This window comes from Kitasatospora sp. NPDC091257, from assembly GCF_044757675.1.
In the GTDB taxonomy this organism is placed as follows: Bacteria; Actinomycetota; Actinomycetes; order Streptomycetales; family Streptomycetaceae; genus Kitasatospora; species Kitasatospora lactacystinica.
On the sequence record NZ_JBIVVI010001151.1, the window covers coordinates 1 to 2,883 of the forward strand.

Here is a 2,883-nt window from a genome sequence, read left to right on the forward strand (position 1 = left end):
GGGGTGAGGTCCACCCGGGAGGCCAGCTCGGTGTTGGTCAGGCGCCCGTCCTGCTGGAGCTCGCGGAGGATTCTGCGGTCGATTCGGTCCATGGCGCAACATTCTGCCAAAACGCGGCTCCGACCAGCGCGAAGTCGCCATCGCGTGCCAGCCCCGTCCGGCTACCTTCAGTGACCGCACCGGCTGCCGGGCCTTCCCGGCCCACCAACGGCGCACTCCGGTAGACCGAGGGGAACCCTCCGGCCGACCGCCGGAGCAACCCCGGCCGACCTGCCGGGACACCCCGGCCGACCCGCCGGGCCCACACCGCGACGAGCACGACAGGCCACGCCACGCCCATGGACACCCACGCCCTCCTCCTCTTCCTCGGAGTCGACCTGCTGCTGGTCTGCACCCCGGGCCCCGACTGGCTCTACATCGCCGCCCGAGGCCTCGGCCAGGGACGCCGTGCCGCGCTGATCGCGGTCGGCGGGGTCTGCGCCGGGTACGCCGTCCACACCCTGCTCTCCAGCGCCGGCCTGGCCGCCGCCCTGCGCGCCGTCCCGGCCGCCCTGCCCGTGCTGCGCCTCACCGGCGCCGCTTACCTGCTGGTGCTGGCCGTCATGATGCTGCTGGCGCTGCGCAAGGGTGGGGGCGCCGCCGCCCTGGCCGCGCCCAAGCCGCAGCCCACCGCGACGGTGCTGCGCCAGAGCATGCTGACCGCGCTGCTCAACCCCAAGGGCTTGCTGCTCTACCTCTCCCTGGTGCCGCAGTTCGTCGATCCGGGCGCCGCACTGCCGGTCGGCGGGCAGGTGCTCGCGCTCGGCTCGCTCAACGTGCTGGCCTGCGCGGTGGTGTACGGGCTGGTCGCGCACGCCAGCGGGCGGCTCGGCGGCCGGTTCGGCGGCACCCCGCAGGCGGCCCGCCGGATGACCGTGGTCTCGGCGGTCCTGCTGATGCTGGTGGCGGGCGTCACAGCGACCGCCTGAGAACCGGAGCACAATGCGGGGCATGACCGATCGCCCGTTGCCAGCAGGAACCACCGGAACCACTGGAACCATGGGATCCACCAGACCCACAGGGCCCACGGAACCCACGGGACCCACCGGAACCCCCGGTGCCGTCGACGGCCCCACGGCCCATGCCTGGGAGGCTCTCGGCGGCCCGCCCGAACTGCTGGAACGGGTGACCTTCCACGGGCCGGACGACGTCCTGCCCTCCGGCCTGCCGGTCCGCCGGCTCGCCCGTGCGACCGTGGCGGTCTGCTCGTTGGCCGCCGCCGAGCTCGCCGCCCACCGTGGCGGCGCGGCGGTCCCGGCCGTTCCCGCGGTCCGGGTCGACCAGGGCGCGGTCGCCACCGCCTTCGTCAGCGAGCGGCATCTGACGGTCGACGGCCGTACGCCCGTCACCTTCGCCCCGCATTCCGGCTTCTGGCGCACCGCCGACGGCTGGGTGCGCACCCACGCCAACTACCCGCACCACCGCACCCGGCTGCTCTCCGCGCTCGGCCTCGCCGCCGATGCCGGGCCCGAGCAGCTCGCCAAGACGCTCGGCGGACTGCCGGCCGAGCGGATCCAGGAGCGCGCGTACGAGGCGGGAGCGCTCGCGGTTGCCGTCGCGCCGGTGGGCCCGGCCGTGCACCCCCTCGTGGGGCGCCGGGACATCGGTGCCGCCGCCAGGACCGCGCCGGTCCGCCCGCTCGGCGAGGCTCCCGTGGACCGGCCCGCCGCCGGGATCCGGGTCCTCGACCTCACCCGGGTGATCGCCGGGCCGGTCGCCACCCGCACCCTCGCCCTGCTCGGTGCCGACGTCCTGCGCGTCGACTCGCCCCGGCTGCCGGAGGCCGACGACGCCCACGCCGACACCGGCTTCGGCAAGCGCTCCACCCGGCTCGACCTCGCCGTGCCGGCCGACCGTGCGGTCTTCGAGGAGCTGCTCACCACCGCCGACGTCGTCGTCACGGCCTACCGCCCCGGCGCCCTCGACGCCCACGGCCTCGGCCCCGACGCGCTGTTCGCCCGCCGCCCGGACCTGATCCTCGTCCAGCTCTGCGCCTGGGGCTGGACCGGCCCCTGGGCCGGACGGCGCGGCTTCGACAGCCTGGTCCAGGCGGGCGTCGGCATCGCCGCCCACGAGTCCGCCTGCGCCTCTGCCTCCGCCTCGGACTCGGACTCGGACTCGGACTCCTCCTCGGACTCGGACTCAGCATCCGGCTCCGGGCACGAGGTCGCCCCTGGTGGCCGTCCCGGCGTGCTGCCCGCCCAGGCCCTCGACCACGGCACCGGCTACCTCATCGCCGCCGCCGTCCTGCGCGCCCTCACCGACCAGCGCACCCGCCGCCCCGGCGGCCGCCACCTGCGCTTCTCCCTCGCCGGCACGGCATCCTGGCTGCTGCACGGCATCGAACCGGAAGCCCCGCAGGGGGCCTCGCCCGAGCCGTACGACCCCTCCCGGTGGCTGGTCGAGACCGACTCCGCGTACGGGCGGCTGCGCCACGCCCTGCCGCCGATCGGGTACGAGGGGGCGCCCGCCGACTGGTCGCGCCCGCCGGGGCGCTGGGGGACGGACGAACCGGTCTGGCTCTGACGGCCCCGGGCGAGCGCTGTCCGAGGCGTCTGACAGCATCGCCGTCATGACCGCACACGCCACCGACTACACCTGGTTCGAGGACCGCTACCCCGACCTGGGCGAGGCCTACTGCCTCACCCAGGTCCAGGGCCTCGCGGCCGACGAGCTGCTGCGCCGCTTCGACGCCCTGCCGGCGAGCGACGCCGTCGGCCTGACGGCGGTTATGGCCCGCTGGGACGCCTACCAGGACGGAGTGGACGAGGACGACGACGAGGAGGACGAGGAGGACGAGGAAGGGGCCGGCGGGGACGAGGGGGACGGGGCGCTGTTCGACCC

General features: G+C 75.6%; 4 protein-coding genes. 3 read left to right on the plus strand and 1 reads right to left on the minus strand.

Annotated features, from left to right (window positions below; all coding sequences use genetic code 11):
• Window positions 1–92: AsnC family transcriptional regulator (locus ACIQOV_RS35625; protein WP_401054970.1), on the minus strand; the 92-nt coding region annotated here is incomplete at its 3' end.
• A 246-nt stretch (window positions 93–338) separates the two neighbouring features.
• On the opposite strand from ACIQOV_RS35625, the gene ACIQOV_RS35630 reads away from it, so the two are divergent.
• From ACIQOV_RS35630 to ACIQOV_RS35640, 3 genes are all read left to right on the plus strand, one after another.
• Window positions 339–968 (plus strand): LysE family translocator, encoded by a 630-nt coding sequence (locus ACIQOV_RS35630; protein WP_359900394.1) that lies wholly within the window; start codon window positions 339–341, stop codon window positions 966–968.
• Between the two features lie 70 nt (window positions 969–1,038).
• Complete coding sequence (locus ACIQOV_RS35635) at window positions 1,039–2,565, plus strand: CoA transferase (protein ID WP_401054968.1); 1,527 nt, start codon at window positions 1,039–1,041, stop codon at window positions 2,563–2,565.
• Window positions 2,566–2,611: 46 nt separating this feature from the next.
• On the plus strand, window positions 2,612–2,883 hold a 272-nt coding region (locus ACIQOV_RS35640; protein ID WP_401054969.1), incomplete at its 3' end, for a DUF6461 domain-containing protein.

Excerpts from the sequence above, each read along its gene's own strand:
- ACIQOV_RS35630 (WP_359900394.1), top strand. The coding sequence starts at position 339 with ATGGACACCCACGCCCTCCTCCTCTTCCTCGGAGTCGACCTGCTGCTG.
- ACIQOV_RS35635 (WP_401054968.1), top strand. The coding sequence starts at position 1,039 with ATGGGATCCACCAGACCCACAGGGCCCACGGAACCCACGGGACCCACC.